The 16,025-nt window shown below is 49.4% G+C and carries 17 protein-coding genes; 13 read left to right on the top strand and 4 right to left on the bottom strand.

Annotated features, from left to right (window positions below; translation table 11 throughout):
• The first annotated feature begins 623 nt into the window (after window positions 1–623).
• Together RIF25_RS10320 and RIF25_RS10325 are read left to right on the top strand one after the other, a co-directional pair.
• Complete coding sequence (locus tag RIF25_RS10320) at window positions 624–1,916, top strand: branched-chain amino acid ABC transporter permease (RefSeq protein ID WP_322878459.1); 1,293 nt, start codon at window positions 624–626, stop codon at window positions 1,914–1,916.
• A 37-nt stretch (window positions 1,917–1,953) separates the two neighbouring features.
• Window positions 1,954–2,721, top strand: coding sequence for an ABC transporter ATP-binding protein (locus tag RIF25_RS10325; protein WP_407682393.1), 768 nt, complete (start codon window positions 1,954–1,956; stop codon window positions 2,719–2,721).
• Between the two features lie 78 nt (window positions 2,722–2,799).
• Here RIF25_RS10325 and RIF25_RS10330 read toward each other — a convergent pair whose 3' ends face one another.
• The 3 genes from RIF25_RS10330 to proB form a co-directional block, all read right to left on the bottom strand.
• On the bottom strand, window positions 2,800–3,021 hold the full coding sequence (locus RIF25_RS10330; protein ID WP_322878461.1) for a hypothetical protein: 222 nt from the start codon (window positions 3,019–3,021) through the stop codon (window positions 2,800–2,802).
• Between the two features lie 371 nt (window positions 3,022–3,392).
• A complete protein-coding gene (acsF, locus tag RIF25_RS10335; protein ID WP_322878462.1) occupies window positions 3,393–4,547 on the bottom strand; it encodes a magnesium-protoporphyrin IX monomethyl ester (oxidative) cyclase in 1,155 nt (384 codons plus the stop codon).
• Between the two features lie 212 nt (window positions 4,548–4,759).
• Window positions 4,760–5,878 carry a glutamate 5-kinase gene (proB, locus tag RIF25_RS10340; protein ID WP_322878463.1) on the bottom strand — a complete coding sequence of 373 codons (1,119 nt, stop codon included), beginning with the start codon at window positions 5,876–5,878 and terminating at the stop codon, window positions 4,760–4,762.
• A gap of 338 nt (window positions 5,879–6,216) precedes the next feature.
• Here proB and RIF25_RS10345 point away from each other — a divergent pair, with 338 nt between their 5' ends.
• Window positions 6,217–6,627: an acyl-CoA thioesterase gene (locus RIF25_RS10345; RefSeq protein ID WP_322878464.1), complete on the top strand. Its 411-nt coding sequence runs from the start codon at window positions 6,217–6,219 to the stop codon at window positions 6,625–6,627.
• Between the two features lie 134 nt (window positions 6,628–6,761).
• Complete coding sequence (locus RIF25_RS10350) at window positions 6,762–6,971, top strand: primosomal protein N' family DNA-binding protein (RefSeq protein WP_322878557.1); 210 nt, start codon at window positions 6,762–6,764, stop codon at window positions 6,969–6,971.
• A gap of 70 nt (window positions 6,972–7,041) precedes the next feature.
• Here RIF25_RS10350 and RIF25_RS10355 read toward each other — a convergent pair whose 3' ends face one another.
• Entirely contained in the window at window positions 7,042–7,347 is a 306-nt protein-coding gene (locus RIF25_RS10355) for a hypothetical protein (protein ID WP_322878465.1), read from the bottom strand.
• Between RIF25_RS10355 and RIF25_RS10360 the strand changes: the two genes are divergently transcribed.
• The 9 genes from RIF25_RS10360 (at window position 7,328) to argS (ending at window position 15,839) form a co-directional block, all read left to right on the top strand.
• Window positions 7,328–7,513, top strand: a complete 186-nt coding sequence (locus RIF25_RS10360; protein ID WP_322878466.1) for a hypothetical protein — start codon at window positions 7,328–7,330, stop codon at window positions 7,511–7,513. The genes RIF25_RS10355 and RIF25_RS10360 overlap by 20 nt on opposite strands.
• A gap of 113 nt (window positions 7,514–7,626) precedes the next feature.
• Window positions 7,627–9,972: a primosomal protein N' gene (gene priA / locus RIF25_RS10365; RefSeq protein WP_322878558.1), complete on the top strand. Its 2,346-nt coding sequence runs from the start codon at window positions 7,627–7,629 to the stop codon at window positions 9,970–9,972.
• Between the two features lie 224 nt (window positions 9,973–10,196).
• A complete protein-coding gene (gene pipX / locus RIF25_RS10370) occupies window positions 10,197–10,466 on the top strand; it encodes a transcriptional coactivator PipX (protein WP_015125130.1) in 270 nt (89 codons plus the stop codon).
• A gap of 131 nt (window positions 10,467–10,597) precedes the next feature.
• The gene (locus tag RIF25_RS10375; RefSeq protein ID WP_322878467.1) at window positions 10,598–11,287 is read left to right on the top strand and encodes a YggS family pyridoxal phosphate-dependent enzyme; all 690 of its coding nucleotides are present in this window, start codon (window positions 10,598–10,600) and stop codon (window positions 11,285–11,287) included.
• Between the two features lie 477 nt (window positions 11,288–11,764).
• Window positions 11,765–12,373 carry a cell division protein SepF gene (locus RIF25_RS10380; protein WP_322878468.1) on the top strand — a complete coding sequence of 203 codons (609 nt, stop codon included), beginning with the start codon at window positions 11,765–11,767 and terminating at the stop codon, window positions 12,371–12,373.
• Between the two features lie 35 nt (window positions 12,374–12,408).
• On the top strand, window positions 12,409–13,239 hold the full coding sequence (gene proC / locus RIF25_RS10385) for a pyrroline-5-carboxylate reductase (protein ID WP_322878469.1): 831 nt from the start codon (window positions 12,409–12,411) through the stop codon (window positions 13,237–13,239).
• Window positions 13,240–13,347: 108 nt separating this feature from the next.
• Complete coding sequence (locus tag RIF25_RS10390; RefSeq protein WP_322878470.1) at window positions 13,348–13,803, top strand: hypothetical protein; 456 nt, start codon at window positions 13,348–13,350, stop codon at window positions 13,801–13,803.
• A complete protein-coding gene (locus tag RIF25_RS10395; RefSeq protein ID WP_322878471.1) occupies window positions 13,796–14,017 on the top strand; it encodes a hypothetical protein in 222 nt (73 codons plus the stop codon). Before RIF25_RS10390 ends, RIF25_RS10395 begins: the two co-directional genes overlap by 8 nt.
• Window positions 14,018–14,081: 64 nt before the next feature.
• Window positions 14,082–15,839 (top strand): arginine--tRNA ligase, encoded by a 1,758-nt coding sequence (gene argS, locus RIF25_RS10400; protein ID WP_322878472.1) that lies wholly within the window; start codon window positions 14,082–14,084, stop codon window positions 15,837–15,839.
• Window positions 15,840–16,025 lie beyond the last annotated feature (186 nt).

The raw sequence follows: 16,025 nt of genomic DNA on the forward strand, positions 1-16,025 counted from the left end.
GCTTAAGCCAGTCGTCGAGGATGTCGAACCACCCCCGCTCTGCTGGTGCGCGCCCTATTGCTATGGTCATGGAATTAAACCCTCTTGCAGATATTAAGTTTCCCTAGCAAGGATGCTCAAAGTGCTGTTACCTATCTTCACCCAGTTTGGTGGGCCAAGACGGACACAAATTTACACTTCAAGACGAGATTTATATCAAGATAAAAAGACCTGTGAAGAATTTCAACCACCGCAGTAGTCCGTTGATCCGGCAATCAGCGAGCTTGGCCACAGGCTAATGCAACCCAAATCCCTAGGGCAGGGTGGACGTGCATATTAACGTGATAGCGGAATTCTTACGAAATATCAAGTTTGATGGCGATGCTCTCATAAAACATAAACCCTAGGTAGGGTAAGCATTTTTACTTAGTTTACTCTCCTAAAATCTGCCAACCCTTAAGAAAGCCCCCAGTCTTGCCTGGAAATTTATCCTGATCCTAGGCCCGAAAACCAGCACCAGGGATGACTCAGAAATGAACCCCTGAATTCGGCCACCAAAATGGCGTAGTATCCTTAGGTCAATCCTGAATAAATTTGGAAACTTTTTTAACGGTTTACCTTTCCTTCACGGACATTTTGCCCCTATGGTTGGATATTTAGTTTCCTTAGGAATTTTTACTGCCACCTTTGCCCTCTTTAGTTTGGGATTAAGTTTGCATTGGGGCTTTACGGGACTGATTAATTTTGGCCATGTGGGCTTTTTGGCAGTGGGAGCCTATACAACAGTGCTCCTAAGCTTGGCGAACGTTCCCCTCGTTTTGGCTGTGTTGGCTGGAATGTTGCTCTCAGCCCTTTTGGGGGTAATTATGGGCTTTTCTACCTTGCGTCTGCGGGAAGACTATTTAGCCATTGTCACCATTGGGACTGCTGAAATCATTCGCCTGATTGCTCTGAATGAGGAATGGCTAACCCGTGGAGCGCGGGGGGTCTATGGCTATCCCTTACCTTTAGAGGGCTGGGAACCACAGCGATTTTGGGTAGTTGGGATGATCCTTGTTTTAACTGGGATTACAAGCTTGGGGGGCTGGCGCTGGTGGCAATGGTTAGGGGGCATGATTGATCTGCCTTTGCGGGTTAATCAACCTAGACGAGGGGCGGGCATTTTAGGGGCCTATTTGCTGACCTTAGTTGGCCTGGAGTGGAGCGTTTGGAGTTTAATTGATCAACTATTGGCCGGCCGGGGAGTTCAGGTTTTGTGGCTGCTGATTGCTCTGCTCTGCTGGGCTGTCGGGGTTGGGCTTTTATCCCTACGCTATGTTAATCCTAGACACTGGCGTAGTCTTCGGCGAGAATGGCTCTGGCTTTGGGGTGTCAATACCTTGGTGGCTGGCCTGGTGGGGATGTTGTACCGAGCCTTTGTCACCGGCCTATGGGAGTTTACCTATAAAGCGGTTTTGCTGTGGCTGTTGTTGGTTGTCTTAGGGATTGTCTTTTGGCAGTTGGAAACCTGGGTGCGTTCTCCTTGGGGGCGGGTACTTAAGGCGATTCGGGAAGATGAAGAAGTGGCTAAAGCTTTGGGCAAAAATGTCTTTTCCTATAAGTTGCAGTCTTTAATGTTAGGGGGAGCGATTGCCGGTCTAGCGGGGTCATTTTATGCCTGGCAGTTGACCTTTATTAACCCTGATGGGTTTATCTCATTGCTCACGTTCCAGGCCTGGACAATTGTAGTTCTGGGGGGGGCGGGGAGCAATGTTGGTGTTTTGATTGGTGCAACCCTATTTTGGGCTTACAGTACCCTGACCCGATTTTTACCCTTAGACGGCGGCCAATTAGATGCCTTGCGGGTGATGATTATCGGACTGTTACTGATCATCTTGATGATGTGGCGGCCCCAAGGTATTTTGGGCAAAAAAGAGGAACTGACCCTTGGACGCTAGTGATTTAACCCGACCGGCTCAATCTGGTACGGCAACCTTGGCTCCCCAGGCCCCGTTGTTAACCGCGACGGATATTTGCAAAAGCTTTGGCGGGATTAAGGCCGTAGAGCGGGCGAGTATTTCTGTCCAGGCCGGGAGCATTACTGGGTTAATTGGGCCGAATGGTGCGGGTAAAACAACCCTCTTTAATTTGCTCTGTAATTTTTTACCCCTCGATAGCGGTCGCGTGATTTTTGATGGTGAACCGATTAATCAACTCCAGCCCCACCAGGTTGCCCTCCAAGGTCTGTTACGCACCTTTCAAGTCGCCCGCGTCCTCTCCCGTTTATCGGTGATGGAAAATATGCTCCTCGCTGCTCCTCATCAGTCTGGTGAAAAACTCTGGAATGGTTGGTTACAGCCCCAGCGAATTCGCCAAGAAGAACAGGACTTACAACAACGGGCCTGGGAAATTTTGGCCTGTGTCGGATTAGCCACCAAAGCCCATGATTATGCCGGTTGCTTATCAGGGGGACAACGAAAACTCCTGGAATTAGCCCGCGTCATGATGCACCGCCCCCGACTTGTTTTACTTGACGAACCTGCTGCTGGGGTCAATCCGACCTTAATCCAACAAATTTGTGAGCATATTCAATGTTGGAATCAAGAGGGTGTAACTTTTTTGATTATTGAACATAATATGGATGTGATTATGTCCCTGTGTGACAACGTCTGGGTCTTGGCAGAAGGAAAAAATCTCGCCGCAGGCCCTCCCCAGGAGATCCAACAGCATCCTGATGTGTTAGCAGCTTATTTAGGTCAATAGTGGGGCTAAGTTTTTAATAAATTCTTAAAATCAAAACAGCAGCGGTAAGGCAGGATTTAAGGTCATTGCGATTTGGGGCTATTTGGGTTCGGGGAGAGTCGAAATCCTGGCCTGAGGCAGAATGGAGACCGGGAATGGCTTGGGGCCATCGGCTGTAAATGCGGCCATTGCTAGAGGACAGGCGCGCCAATATCCCTTGACTGGAACCCCCAATTGCCGACATTCACCCCCACGCCGACCCTGGGGATCATAGTGAGAGCAAAATCGACAAGTTGAGACATTTATCGAAGCGTGTTCCATTGGGGATCAACTCCGTAGTAAAAAGATACCTCTATCTCCATCCTAGGGAAGGGTTCAGGAGGGATTTTCAGTTGATCACAGCTTCAAGGGGTTATCAAGAGGGCAGTTGAGGATTTACAGGCCTGGAAAACAACTTTTAGAATCTTTTCAGAATGTCGTTACATTTTGCAATCAAAAATTTATTATTCTTATGCTCATAATTTTCTTAAACTGAGGATTAGAGTCGTCAGATCAGCAATGTTCTTCGATTGACTGAGGATTTGATTGATCCCAAATTACTTATCATAGTTTCAGCCCAATAAAAAATAGCCAAAAAAACGCCCATGACCAAATCACGAGCGTTACATAAAGCGATTTATCGCTACAGTTCGTTACTTTACAGAGCCTACGGCAACCTCTTGCGGGGGTAACAGGAAGAGTTTGAGTAGTTGCCCCATGTTGGCTGCATAGAGGGGGAGCTTGCGGAAGAACTTGACCAGGCCGGGTTGTTGGCTATTGGCAATCTCGCTCAGCTTGACATTGTTTTCCACACAGGCCTCGAGACGGGGATAAAACTCAGGATGATCCACATCTAAGACAATTGGAAAGACCCGCCCGGCGGTGGCATTGGTTTCTTTAATCACTTCCTTGTCAAATTCCCGCGCATCCAGGCCAATGGCAGCATAGAATTTCGACCGCTGGAGGTCATTCAGGTACATGGTGGCAAAAACAGACAAGAGGAAGAACCGACACCAGAGTTTGGGGGGAACCCAGGAGACCATCAAATAGCGACTCCAGGCCTTGCCAGAAAAGGAGCGAGGAATTTCTTTCAGCTTTTGCCACAGCGACCGAGGCCGATCCAGCATTTTCGGTTGGGCCCGCATCACCGCATCGAAGAAGTCCCCATGACGGTTTTCATCTTGGCACCAGTTTTCAAAGAACTTAAAGATGGGGTAAATCCGATCCTCTGGGTGCGCTTCTAAATGTCGGTAGATTTTGATGTACCGCCAATAGCCAATTTTCTCTGATAGATAGGTTGCGTAGAAAATAAACTCTGGTTCAAAGTAGGTGTAGCTGCGCACCTGAGTTAAAAAGCCTAAATCCAGGGACAAATTAAAGTCGGACATGGCCTTATTTAAGAAGCCAGCATGACGGGCCTCATCCCGAGACATGAGGGAAAAGCCCTCGGCCAAAATCGGATTTTTTCCCTTCAGTTTGCGACTCAGTTCCTTATAGAGAAGAAATCCAGAAAATTCAGCCGTGCAGGAGCGTTCTAAAAACTCCACAAACATCTGCCGGGTTTCCCCATCAATATGCTCCCAGGACTGCTCAAAGTCTTCATCCCGGACAAAGTGGTGGCGATTATAGTCCGTGCGAAACTCAGCTAAAATCGCTTCTAGCTCGGCCTGATTTTCCGTGACATCAAGCTGGGCCATTGCCTCAAAATCGGTGGTATAGAACCGGGGAGTGAGAATCGTTTCTTGGGCCGGTGCTTTCACCCCAGGCCGGACTTCATCAAACTCAGGCTTAGTTAAAGTATTAACCATGGTTGTATCGCTGTCGTTCCAGATATGCGGACACTCATTTAAGCATCGTAGCGAACCTCCCCTCTGAGTTGGCAATTGTTTACAGAAGCGTTACATTTCTCCATCTTGACCCAGAATCTGATTAACCCGTGCTACAGGGGAAAGTGCCCAAGCCTGGGGGACAATGGATTTCCATATTAATGTCAAGGGAACCCCTAACCCGACTGCGGCCCTTAAAAAATGACTAAATTATCTCGATGAATGACGGTGTCGGGGCCGGCGTAACCCAAAATTTTGGGAATGTCTTCGGAATGTTGGCCACAGATCAGGGCTAATTCGCTGCTGTTGTAATTAACTAATCCCCGAGCTATCTCAGTGCCGCTTAAGTCGCATACTTGCACCGCGTCCTCGGCCTGGAAGACTCCGGCAATCCCTTTGATACCCGCAGCTAATAAAGATCGCCCCTCCCCTTGAATCGCCCGAATTGCCCCCCCATCTAAATGGAGTTGTCCTTGGGGAATCAGGGCCCTAGCAATCCAACGTTTACGGGCATTTACTGGTTTGGCCTGGGGCATAAATTGGGTTCCCAAAGCTTCCCCACCGAGGATTTTTAAGATGTTTTCCGGTTGCTGCCCATCGGTAATCACTGTCCGCACCCCAGCCTCGGTGGCAATTTCTGCGGCTGATATTTTAGTGGCCATGCCGCCGGTTCCCCAGGCCGAGCCTCGCCCCCCAATCTCTACGGATAAAGCGGCCAATTCATCGAGATGATGGACAATGGAAATGGGTTGGGCCGCTGGAGTCCGCCGGGGATCAGCCGAATAGAGGCGATCGACATCTGTGAGCAAAAATAACCAATCTGCCTCAATTAAACTAGCCACCAGGGCCGAGAGGGTATCGTTATCCCCAAACTTAAGCTCTTCTACGGCCACCGTGTCGTTTTCATTGACAATCGGGATGATCCCCAATTCGAGTAATGCTTGGAAGGTATTGTAAGCGTTGATATACCCTTGACGATGAATTAAATCTTGACGGGTTAAGAGTAGCTGGGCAATGGGTTGCTCCAAAACGGAGAAAAAATCATCATAGAAGTGAATCAGTCGCCCCTGTCCCACCGCCGCAACGGCCTGTTTGAGTGCTAAATTCTGGGGGCGGGCCTTTAATCCCAACCGGGCTGCCCCAACTCCCACGGCCCCAGAAGAGACTAAGACCACCTGGTTGCCCCCCTGGCGCAATTGACAGAGGACTTCCACTAAACGGGCAACCGTGGCCAGGGCCAGATGTCCCGATGCTGGCTGTGTCAGACTTGAAGTCCCAATTTTGATGACAATCTTGTTACCCTGGGACTCCATAGCCACCTCTCTGTGCCCACAATTCAATCAACAGTTTTGGCAGAGGCTATTATCCCACTTCCCAGATGCGCCCGGCTCAATCCTTACCTTTGGGGCTGTGACCAGGCCTGGCCTGTAAATTAGAGGAAAAATTAGGGATCAAGGCTTTCCATAAACAAAATGCTGATCCCCAGGTAGGAAACCAGCATTTCGTCAAAGTATTTAGAGTTGATTTATGGTTAAGGTCTTTATGGGCTGACCTCATTTCAATTAACTTAATAATTGCAAAAGTTAAGGGGGGAGTCACTGAAATTTACAATTTCTTTAGATTTCCATGATTATTTGGATACTTGATCACTATGACCTATGGGCGAATTGTCCGCTTTGCTGATACGGATGCAGCAGGGGTTGTTTATTTTGCCAATGTCTTAAATTTTTGCCATGAGGCCTATGAGGATTCCCTTTTGCATCAGGGAATTGTCTTGCCCCAGATGGCCAATTTTCCCCGCTTAGCCTTACCGATTACCCATGCTGAGGTCAATTTCAAGTTACCCCTAGTCTGCGGGGATCATCTAAATATTGGCATCAAACCAGAGCAAATTGATTCTTTCAGCTATGAAATTAATTTCCAGGTCATCCGACTTCGAGATGAAAAACTTGCGGCCCAGGCCCGGACTCGCCATGTTTGCCTCGACATTCAAACTCGCCACCGCTGTGAACTGCCCTCCATCCTCCAGGCCTGGTTAAGCGCCTATGCTGGACATGACTAGCTCCCCAGAAATCTTGATTAACTCACTTCTCTTCCCTCTTTCCTTCTTTTATGTCTTCCCCACCTTGGCTGAATGTATTACTCGACTGTCCAGGGAATACCGGAGTTTTTACCTATGCTTAACCCCCAGATCTGATTGTGCAGCCGGGTGATTTAGTGACCGTTCCCTTTGGGCCTGGGCAAGTAGGGGGCATTGTGATAGGACTACTGGATCAACCTCCCCCAGACCTATCCCCTGAGCAGATTCGCCCCATTACGGAAGTTATCCAGCCCCGCTTTTTTAGTCCCTCCTATTGGCAACTGCTGGAACGCACCGCTGCTTACTGCTACACCGCCCTCATCTAAGTCCTAAGAACGGCTCTACCCCCAGGCCAGTGGGACAGAACAAAGATAGACCCCAACAAATGCAGCAACCCTAAAACGAGATCGTTACCCCGGAACGACTTTGGGGATAAATATACTGCACGGGTGGCCGGGCATAACGGGCCCGGTTGTGTTTAGACCGAGCTGAGGAATGGTGAAAATAGGGCTGGGGAGGCACATATTGAATTTGTGGCTGGGGCGGAATCAGATAAATTGGCTGAGGTTGGGCACCGGGGAGATTCACATTCACATTTAACTGGGCATTGGCGGGAACAACACGAGTGGTTAAGGTTAAGCCCAGCGAAGTTGTTAGTAGGGCTAGGGTTTTCATCGTGTTCATGGCGTGTTTTTTAAACATCATCGTCTCCTCCGACCCTGAGATAAATGCTTTGGTTCCCCAGGCCCGGACTCGCCATATTTACCCCGACATTCAAACTCGCCACCACTGTGAACTACCCCCAATCCTCCAGGCCTGGTTAAGTGCCTATGCTGGACATGACTGGCTCCCCAGAAATCTTGATTAACTCACTTCTCTTCCCTCTTTCCTTCTTTTATGTCTTCCCCACCTTGGCTGAATGTATTACTCGACTGTCCAGGGAATACCGGAGTTTTTACCTATGCTTAACCCCCAGATCTGATTGTGCAGCCGGGTGATTTAGTGACCGTTCCCTTTGGGCCTGGGCAAGTAGGGGGCATTGTGATAGGACTACTGGATCAACCTCCCCCAGACCTATCCCCTGAGCAGATTCGCCCCATTACGGAAGTTATCCAGCCCCGCTTTTTTAGTCCCTCCTATTGGCAACTGCTGGAGCGCACTGCGGCCTACTATTACACCCCCCTCGTCCAAGTCCTGAGAACGGCCCTACCCCCAGGCCTGTTGCAACGTTCCCAACGCCGGATTTGCCTCAGACTACCGCTGCCCAGCCAGACTATCGCTCTGTCCCCCAAGGCCCAACAACTCTTAACTCTTTTACAGGCCAGCCCCACGGGTGACTACAGTTGGCGGTATATTCAGCAGAAAATTCCCCGCGCCCAGGCCCCATTGGCAGAACTTTTGAAACAGGGTCTTGTCAACAGTTATTTGCGCCCCCCCAGTCCACCCCAGGCCAAGGAACAACAAGCGGTGATTCTCATTCAAGCCTCAGGGGAGCAGCTTACGTCCCGGCAGCAGGAGATTCTCAGCTATCTGCAACAATCTGGGGGGGAACTCTGGCTCCAAGACTTCCTCCAGGCCTGTCAAACCTCGAAAGCCACCTTAAATACCCTGCAACAAAAGGGCTATGTCACCATCACGCTGCGGCAAAAACTACGTCTGGAACAGGGCCTGGCGACAGCAGCAATGATCCCTAAAACCCTCACGTCTGACCAGTCCCAAGCCCTAGGGCAAATCAACGCAACCACAGAATCCCAAACCTTTTTGCTACATGGAGTTACCGGATCTGGCAAAACCGAAGTTTATATCCAAGCTATTCGGCCTCGCCTTGCCGAGGGTCAATCTGCCCTAGTTTTAGTCCCCGAAATTGGTTTAACACCGCAAATGCTGGATCGGTTTCAGGCCATCTTTGGCGAACAGGTTTTGGTTTATCACAGTGCATTAAGCGAGGGAGAACGCTATGACACTTGGCGGCAACTATTACTGGAAGAACCCCGCCTCGTCATTGGCACCCGTTCAGCAATTTTTCTCCCCCTGCACAACCTCGGCATCTTGGTCTTAGATGAAGAACATGACAGTGGTTACAAACAAGAGCAGCCTCCCCCCTGCTACCATGCCCGCACCCTGGCCCAATGGCGCTCGGAGTTAGAAAATTGTCCGTTGATTTTAGGCAGTGCCACCCCCAGCCTGGCCACCTGGCAGCAAAGACTAGAGGATAAACTAACCTATCTCCCCCTCCCCCAGCGCATCCAAGCCCGCCCATTACCCCCGATTGAAATTGTTGATCTTCGGGATGAACTCCACCAGGGCAATCGCTCCATGTTTAGCCGAACCTTATTTTCTGCCCTAGAAAACTTACCCACCTCTAGCCAGGCCCTATTATTTATCCATCGACGCGGTCACAGCACCTTTGTCTCCTGCCGCAGTTGTGGAACTGCCTTGGAATGTCCCCATTGCAGTGTCTCCCTGACCTACCATTGGCCCGATCCCCAACAAGCCCCCGTGCTTCGCTGCCATTACTGTAACTTCAGCCGTCCCCAGCCTCAACAATGTCCCAGTTGTCAATCCCCTTACCTCAAACCCTTTGGGGGTGGCACCCAACGAGCCGTCCAAGAGCTTAACGAACGACTGCCCGACCTGAAGGTGATTCGTTTTGACAGCGACACAACCCAACGCAAAGGATCCCACCGCCAGTTACTGGAGGCCTTCACTCGTCAAGAAGCCCAAGTCATGATTGGGACGCAAATGTTAACCAAGGGCATGGATATCGCGAATGTCAATTTAGTCGGGATTCTCACCGCCGATGGGTTACTCCATTTTGCCGATTTTCAGGCCGGGGAGCGCACCTTTCAAACCTTGACCCAAGTGGCGGGGCGGGCTGGTCGCGGGGATAAACCCGGCCGGGTCATCCTCCAAACCTACACCCCTGAACATCCAGTGATTCAGGCTGTGCAAGCCTATGCCTATGGGGATTTTGCTGCGGACGAACTCCAACAGCGCCAGGCCCTCAACTATCCCCCCTATGGCCAACTCCTCTTAATTCGCCTCAGTAGCCCTGATCCCCAAGCCGTGGCCCTGGCCGCCCAAACCGTCAGTACCCATTGCCAGCAACTCAATGGTTTAGATAGTTCTGAGGTGGACATTCTCGGCCCTGCCCCCGCCCCCATCCTCAAAGTAGCTCAACGTTACCGCTGGCAGATTCTTCTCAAGTTTAATCACCGCCAATCCGGGCAATGCCCACCCTTTCCTTTAGATGTCAACGCACTCCGGCAACTCTGTCCAGGACATGTACGATTGGGTTTGGATGTTGATCCCCAAAACTTTTTCTAAAGGTTTTTGAAAAAGGCTGGAATCGTTCCGAGTTGAGTGCAGGACTTCTGTATAATCTGAACAGTTTCAGCAAATTTTAATTTAATTGCTTGGGTTTACCTTCCATCGACTAATCATTCCAGAAAATCCATATTGCCCCATCCTCTCCTCTCGCTTGACGGCCCAATTTCGTTTTTGTTTCCATTCTTGAATAACTTTGCGGGAGTATTTTGGCTCAATCGTCAATGTCCAACGAAACCTACCTTAGTCACCCCAATTTTGGCCTGTTATATAGTGTCTGTCCGGTGGAGAGTGGACGTGAACTTTACACCACACTTTATGCTCAACGCCTCTTTTTTGTTGTGAGTCACAGCCCGGATGGCCTGGAGTTTGAGCCTGTGGGCCGCAGCGATGCCCGGATGATGGTGGAAGCCCGCTTACGTTTATTGCGTCGATTAGGGCGAGGGGCTGAGTATGATCAACTCCAAAAAGTCCATAAACAAACCTTTCTTTAGTTCTCGTTACTTTTTCTAAATCCTAGTGTCGAAGTTACCCCAAACGATGCTTAAATCTCGGACTCTTCCAGCAATACGTTCTAGCTTTCCCCTAACTGGAGCCTGCTTGACTCTATATCGGTAATGCTATCGTGGTTGATTGTAATTCTGGGGCCAGTATCGCCCAGCGCATTGCTACCCTCCGCCAAAGGGTTCCGGCCTCTGTCCGCCTGATTGCCGTCAGTAAATATATCTCTCCAGAGATGATGCGCCAGGCCTATGCAGCGGGAATCCGTGATTTTGGGGAAAATCGGATTCAAGAGGCCCAAGCCAAGCGGGGAGAACTGGCGGATCTGACAGATATCACGTGGCATTTTATCGGACACCTCCAGGCCAATAAAGTTCGTGCAGCCCTCGAAACCTTTGACTGGATTCATACCGTGGATAGTTTGAAATTGGCCCAGCGCCTCCAGGCCTTGATCCCCGCAGTCCAAAACTCCCCCAAACTCCTCCTCCAAGTCAAACTCCGGCCTGATCCCCAAAAGTATGGGTGGACGATTTCTGAATTAACTGCGGCCCTGCCCGAGCTAGATCAGTTAACTGAGCTAAACATTCAGGGTCTGATGACAATCCTGCCCCTGGGGTTAACACCTGCTGAACAATTACTGGTATTTCAGGAACTCCATAACCTAGCAGAAACATGGCAACACCAGGCCTGGCAGCACCTTAGTTTTCAGGAGCTTTCTATGGGGATGTCCAGTGATTATCCCTTCGCCCTCCAAGCCCAGACAACCATGATTCGCTTGGGTCAGGTGATTTTTGGCCCACGCAGTATCCCTTAAAAACGCCAGAGCATGACCTGACCTGTTGAGGACTGTCAAGCAGCAAATTTAGAAAATCTTCATTAGGCAATATCTGGGTAATTATTTATTTGGATAAATATTAGCAATCTTCATTTCTCCTCTGAAAACCGCAAATGCTTCCTATGGAGCCATCTGCAAAGCAGAGACTTGGGCTATAACTTAACAAAATATTAAAGATTAATGAAAAGACACCTGACATTTAGGTAAACATGATGTAATATCGCCAACAGCCGAAGTAAAATTTTTCTATGAACCCGCTGAGCCACAAATTTGCGGTTCTATGAGATGAATGAACGAGTCGGAAACTCCGAACCTACTGAAAGATTGGATTCTTGATCAGTTTCCCTGACTTCAGATACTGGACTTGAGGATTTCCCTGCTACCATATTCCTCATAGATTTTTGAAGCCAAGGGTTATCAACCGTCTCATCGCCAGGGAGTATGCAATAAGTCGCTATGTTTAACAAGCTTAAGGAATTGATTGGCTTAGATTCATCCACATATTACGAGGACGATGTCCAAGAGACCTCACCCGTCTCTAGTCAAACTGGTGGCGCGAGTGTTGGTACTAGTCCCTACAGTTCCCTCGGAGAAACCCTTAACTCCGGTCAAGCTTATTCTCACCCTGAGGTTGATCCAACTTCGACTTATCAAGCTCCCACCACTGCCTCAACCGCAGCTAACTCCATAAATAATCCGGCCAACAATGTTGTGGGGATGCCAGGAAATCGCTGGTGGGGTGCTGTGGCAGAAGTTGTCGTCATGGAGCCGCGCAACTTTGACGAAATGCCCCAGGTGATCCAATCCCTCAAAGATCGTAAATCTGTAGTCCTGAACCTAACGATGATGGATGCTGAACAGGCCCAGCGGGCGGTGGACTTTGTTGCTGGTGCTACCTTTACCATTGATGGCCATCAAGAGCGCATTGGTGAGAGCATTTTTCTATTTACGCCCAGTTGTGTCCAAGTGAGTACCCAGGCCGGTCTTGTCCGGGAAGTCCCCCACCCCCAAAGCCAGCCCCTCTCATCTCCGGCTCCAGCTTGGAATACTGCGGTGGCCATGTAACCGCAATCTATCTTGTTAGATTTGATGAACGTCCTATGACAACCCTGCCCCAACTGGGGATTCTTGGCTGTGGTGTGATGGCCGAAGCTATTCTCAGTCGCCTCTTGGCTCAGGGATATTATCAGCCGGATCAGGTCATAGTCACCGCATTATCGGGGCAACGCCAGGCCTGGTTAGGGGAAACCTATGGGGTGAAAATTGCTCCTACCAATCGCGATTTACTCCAGGCCCCGACTCTCCTCCTCAGTATTAAGCCGCAAGTTTTCCCAGATATTCTCCAAGAACTGGATCCCCCCATCGTGAGTTCCGGTTTATTACTATCTATCGTGACGGGGATCAATCTTGGCAGTCTCGAACAAGCCTTTCCAGGCCGGGGGATCATTCGGGCCGTTCCCAATACCCCTGTCTTAGTTGGAGCCGGAATCACAGCCATCGCCGGATTGCCAACCTTAACCGCCCAAGAACTCCAACAGGCCGAAACTTTTTTCAAAGTCATTGGGGAAGTGATCACCGTTCCCGAAAAACTGCTGAATAGTGTTACTGCTCTTGCCGGATCGGGGCCTGCCTTTGCTGCCTTGATTTTGGAAGCCCTAACCGATGGCGGGGTTTTGGTAGGATTACCGCGAGCGACTGCCCAGAAATTAGTCCTAGCGACAATGTCCGGCACAATCAAATTATTGCAAGAAAAAAATCTTCACCCAGGCCAGTTGAAGGATCAAGTCACCAGTCCGGGAGGAACCACAATCACAGGTTTAAGTGTGCTTGAATCTGCCGGAGTCCGAGGAGCCTTAATCAAAACTATCCAAGCTGCCCAGGCCAGAGCCATTGAACTTGGAAACGCTCTTGAGTCAAATAAGCAAACCTAGTCATTTCTGATTGAAGCTATTAGCGGGTAGCCAAGGAGTTGGTAAAGTCTTTCCCCAAAACTTGAGTCAGGGATCATGACAAAAATCAGACTAATAGCTGTCTAAAAAATGATCATGACCGAGGCAGAAGCAGAATGTTATACAAGTGGTAGCTACTACTTTGGCCAACGTTTCTATCACGGCACGGATTGGCTAGATGCTGAAAAAATTCTCACAGAGGGTGTTGAGATTGAACGAAATGAATCTGCAAACTACGGCAAAGGCTTTTATTTATCCAAGGATCGTTTAATTGCGCAGGAAGTGGCTCGATATCGTTCACGCCCAGTAATTCTTGAAGCCCGGCTCAAAATGAACAAGCCCAAGGCCTTTGCTACCAACCAAGAAGCCTTACTGTTTATGGATGATAATGGGATTGACCCCTATGGAGACAACAGTGGCAGCCTCTTGACAACGTTATTGCAGAACCAAGGGTTTGATGGCGTGGAAATTGTTGATTTAAAGTATGTTGTCGCCTTTCACCCCGAGCAGGTTGCCCCATATCGCATTGGAGGGTTAGATGAGTAATTACTTTGGTTGTCGGGTCTGTCGGCATTTTAATCTTGATGGCTCATGTCCAGCATTTGCACCTAGGCCCATTCCTTTATCTATTATCTCCGGGGAAATAAAGCATCTCACACCCTTACCCGGTCAAGCTAACGATATTGTCTATGAGCACATCTCAGAACTGGAAGCAAAGGAACGACTGGAGCAACTAAGAGCTTTGCGAGTGACGGTATGATCCAAAATGCTGACTCAGGATTTCCTTGGGATCAGACTTCAAGCTCTATTGAACGGGTTAGACCATGACAACTCCGCTGCAACAACTTCAGTCACGGTTTCACCTTGCCCTTGAGAATGTTCTGGGGGATCAGGTTGAGTTACCGGAAATTCTGGTCGCCCCCGCCAGCCAACCACAATTTGGAGATTATCAGTCGAATATCTGTCTGGTTCTCGCCAAAGCCGTCAAGCAAAACCCGCGTCAACTGGCCCAGGCCTTGGTATCAAAGTTAGAGATTCAGGATATTTGTCAGGAACCAGAAATTGCCGGGCCGGGGTTTATCAATTTGCGATTATTACCCAGTTATCTCGCAGCGGCCTTGACAGCAAAACTTGGGGATCAACGTTTAGGGATTGCACCGACTCCGGCTCCATTGCGGGTGGTTGTGGATTTTTCCAGTCCTAACATTGCCAAAGAAATGCACGTGGGTCATCTGCGCTCCACGATTATTGGGGATGCCATTGCCCGGATTTTAGAATTTCAAGGCCATGATGTTTTGCGGCTGAACCATGTCGGGGATTGGGGCACACAGTTTGGGATGTTGATTACCCATTTACGCACCGCCTATCCTTATGCCTTAACCACTCCTGATGCATTGGACTTGGGAGATTTAGTCTCTTTTTATAAACAGGCCAAGCAGCGTTTTGACTTGGAACCAGACTTTCAAACTGCATCCCGTGCCGAAGTGGTGAAATTGCAACAGGGAGATCCGGAAAGTCGCCAGGCCTGGGAATTACTCTGCCAACAATCGCGGCGGGAGTTTCAGAAAATCTATGATCTGTTGGATATTCACCTGACGGAACGGGGCGAGTCTTTCTATAATCCAATGTTGTCCGCGGTTGTCTCTGATCTGCTGACTATGGGCCTGCTTGTGGAAGATCAAGGAGCAAAGTGTGTTTTCCTAGAGGGCTTCACCAATAAAGACGGCGATCCGCAACCCTTAATTATTCAAAAATCCGATGGCGGGTTTAACTATGCCACAACCGATCTCGCGGCGATTCGTTACCGTGTCACTCAAGACCAGGCCCAGTGGTTGATTTATGTCACCGATGCTGGCCAGTCCAGCCATTTTGCCCAAGTCTTTCAAGTGGCTCGCCGGGCTGGGTGGTTACCCGAACACATAAAAGTGGAGCACGTTCCCTTTGGCCTGGTCTTAGGGGCCGAGGGTAAACGCCTGAAAACCCGCTCTGGAGATACGATCCGCCTCCAGGAACTCTTAGATGAAGCGATTGATCGGGCCAGGGCTGATTTACAAACCCGCTTAGAGCAAGAAGGCCGTCATGAATCCCCAGACTTTATTGAAACGGTGGCCAAAACGATCGGCATTGGGGCCGTAAAATATGCGGATCTCAGCCAAAATCGACACAGCAACTATGTCTTCAGCTTTGACAAAATGCTCTCGCTCCAGGGCAACACGGCTCCCTACTTGATCTATGCCTATGTCCGTATCCAAGGAATCACGCGCAAAGGAGAGATTGACGTTACTGGCTTGGCGACCGCTTCCCACCTTTGCCTAGGGGATGAAACCGAGTTAGCCTTGGCTAAGCACTTATTACAGTTTGCTGATTTTTTAGCCCTTGTCACCCAGGAACTCCTCCCCAGTCGCCTGTGCCAATATCTATTTGAGTTAAGCCAGAAATTTAACCAGTTCTATGATCGGTGTCCTGTCCTAAATTCCCCTGAACCAGAACGCACCTCTCGTCTTGCCCTCTGTCAACTGACGGCCCAAACCTTAGAACTGGGACTAGGTTTACTGGGACTAAAAATTCTTGACCGGATGTAAATCAGGTATGGTCATCGGGAGTCGCAGGGCTGGGTAACAGAATCTTGATTTACGGTGGTCGCGGTGATTTGATGCAAAATAAAAATTTAGAATGGGAAGTCCTAGGCTATACTTTTGGAAGCTAAATTCTCCCTCATGATTGGGGGTGAAGATTTGGTGATTTTGCTGCCGTAGATTGAATGGTTA

The sequence above is a fragment of the Pseudocalidococcus azoricus BACA0444 genome (assembly GCF_031729055.1).
Taxonomy (GTDB): domain Bacteria; phylum Cyanobacteriota; class Cyanobacteriia; order Thermosynechococcales; family Thermosynechococcaceae; genus Pseudocalidococcus; species Pseudocalidococcus azoricus.

What these genes read in the sequence shown, in the direction of transcription:
- acsF (WP_322878462.1), bottom strand. Translation starts at nt 4,547, where the DNA reads ATGGTTAATACTTTAACTAAGCCTGAGTTTGATGAAGTCCGGCCTGGG.
- proB (WP_322878463.1), bottom strand. Translation starts at nt 5,878, where the DNA reads ATGGAGTCCCAGGGTAACAAGATTGTCATCAAAATTGGGACTTCAAGT.
- RIF25_RS10320 (WP_322878459.1), top strand. Translation starts at nt 624, where the DNA reads ATGGTTGGATATTTAGTTTCCTTAGGAATTTTTACTGCCACCTTTGCC.
- RIF25_RS10390 (WP_322878470.1), top strand. Translation starts at nt 13,348, where the DNA reads ATGATCATGACCGAGGCAGAAGCAGAATGTTATACAAGTGGTAGCTAC.
- RIF25_RS10395 (WP_322878471.1), top strand. Translation starts at nt 13,796, where the DNA reads ATGAGTAATTACTTTGGTTGTCGGGTCTGTCGGCATTTTAATCTTGAT.
- proC (WP_322878469.1), top strand. Translation starts at nt 12,409, where the DNA reads ATGACAACCCTGCCCCAACTGGGGATTCTTGGCTGTGGTGTGATGGCC.
- RIF25_RS10355 (WP_322878465.1), bottom strand. Translation starts at nt 7,347, where the DNA reads ATGTTTAAAAAACACGCCATGAACACGATGAAAACCCTAGCCCTACTA.
- RIF25_RS10360 (WP_322878466.1), top strand. Translation starts at nt 7,328, where the DNA reads ATGGCGTGTTTTTTAAACATCATCGTCTCCTCCGACCCTGAGATAAAT.
- RIF25_RS10380 (WP_322878468.1), top strand. Translation starts at nt 11,765, where the DNA reads ATGTTTAACAAGCTTAAGGAATTGATTGGCTTAGATTCATCCACATAT.
- RIF25_RS10345 (WP_322878464.1), top strand. Translation starts at nt 6,217, where the DNA reads ATGACCTATGGGCGAATTGTCCGCTTTGCTGATACGGATGCAGCAGGG.
- argS (WP_322878472.1), top strand. Translation starts at nt 14,082, where the DNA reads ATGACAACTCCGCTGCAACAACTTCAGTCACGGTTTCACCTTGCCCTT.
- pipX (WP_015125130.1), top strand. Translation starts at nt 10,197, where the DNA reads ATGTCCAACGAAACCTACCTTAGTCACCCCAATTTTGGCCTGTTATAT.
- RIF25_RS10330 (WP_322878461.1), bottom strand. Translation starts at nt 3,021, where the DNA reads ATGGAACACGCTTCGATAAATGTCTCAACTTGTCGATTTTGCTCTCAC.